Source organism: Variovorax glucosi, from assembly GCF_051216695.1.
Classification (GTDB): Bacteria; Pseudomonadota; Gammaproteobacteria; order Burkholderiales; family Burkholderiaceae_C; genus Variovorax.
The window spans coordinates 1-1,045 of record NZ_JBPJZE010000385.1 but is presented as its reverse complement, the minus strand read 5'-3'; the positions used below and the strand labels follow the sequence as shown (position 1 = coordinate 1,045).

At 67.7% G+C, this 1,045-nt stretch carries 1 protein-coding gene; it reads left to right on the top strand.

Annotated features, from left to right (window positions below; translation table 11 throughout):
• Positions 1-321 precede the first annotated feature (321 nt).
• Positions 322-1,045 (top strand): AraC-like ligand-binding domain-containing protein (locus tag ACSFA3_RS25875; RefSeq protein ID WP_435508169.1); only part of this gene is annotated, 724 nt, incomplete at its 3' end.

Genomic DNA, 1,045 nt, shown 5'->3' with positions numbered 1-1,045 from the left:
CCTTCGCGAGGATGCGGCAACTGAGCGCGAGCCTCTCGGCCTCGGTCCAGTTGCCATAGCTGAGGCCGTCGAGGGACGGCGCGGGGGTGTCGTGGTTTGCTGGGCTCGTATCGTTCACGCTGTGGCTCCTTTGCATCGGCGGGGTGCGGCCAATGTAAGAAGCGGGGTGCGGTTTGCTCTTGCGCGTGGGCGCACGCGGGTTGATCCAGCGTGCCAACTAGTGGAAAGTCTTAACTCCCCCAAGGCAGACGGCCGCCTAGACTGCATCCGACTGCACCTGCTTGGCACGAAGCGTGCGGGCCAACGGCAGGAGCCCCACCCATGCACCACGACACAGCAGCATCCGACCTGAGCTTCGCGCCCTGCTTCCGCCCGTTCTACCCGGGCGACGTGCAGGGCTACTCGAACGCGCTCGATTCGCTGGTCTACCCCGGCGAACTGAGCGTGCAAGACAGCAACCCGCGCATGAGCCTCGAAGCCTGCCGTCTCGTAGGCGGCGGCCTGGCCATCAGCTTCACCTCGACACCGCTCGCGGTTCGCCATGACACGGCGCTGGCCTGCGGCGGCGGCACGGGCGACGTGCTCGCCATGATTGCCGTCGAAGGCGAAGGCACCATCGATCAGGGCGGGCGGCGCATGCCCTTCCGCAAGGGCGACATTACTTTCCGCACCACCCGGCTTCCCTCCACCTGCACGCTGACCGCGCCCGGCAAGCTGGTGATGCTGCGCCTGCCCTCCGACCGCTTCTTCGGCATCTATGCCGACCTGCACGACCGCTTCGTGCCTTCGATCGCGCAGGCGGATTCGCGCCTGGCCGAGGCCGCCCGCACGCACATGGGCCATGTGTTTCCCGGCGCGGTGCAGGCTGCGCCAGCGCTGGCGTATTTTTCGGAGCAGTCGCTCGTCTCGCTGCTGGCCGCGACCTACTGCGAGTCGGTGGGCGAATCGGTCGCCGAAGACGCTGCCGACGGCAAGCGCCGCGAGCGCGACCGTTGGCAGCGACTCGTGGCCTTCATCGAGGCGCACCTGGGCGATGCGGAGTTGT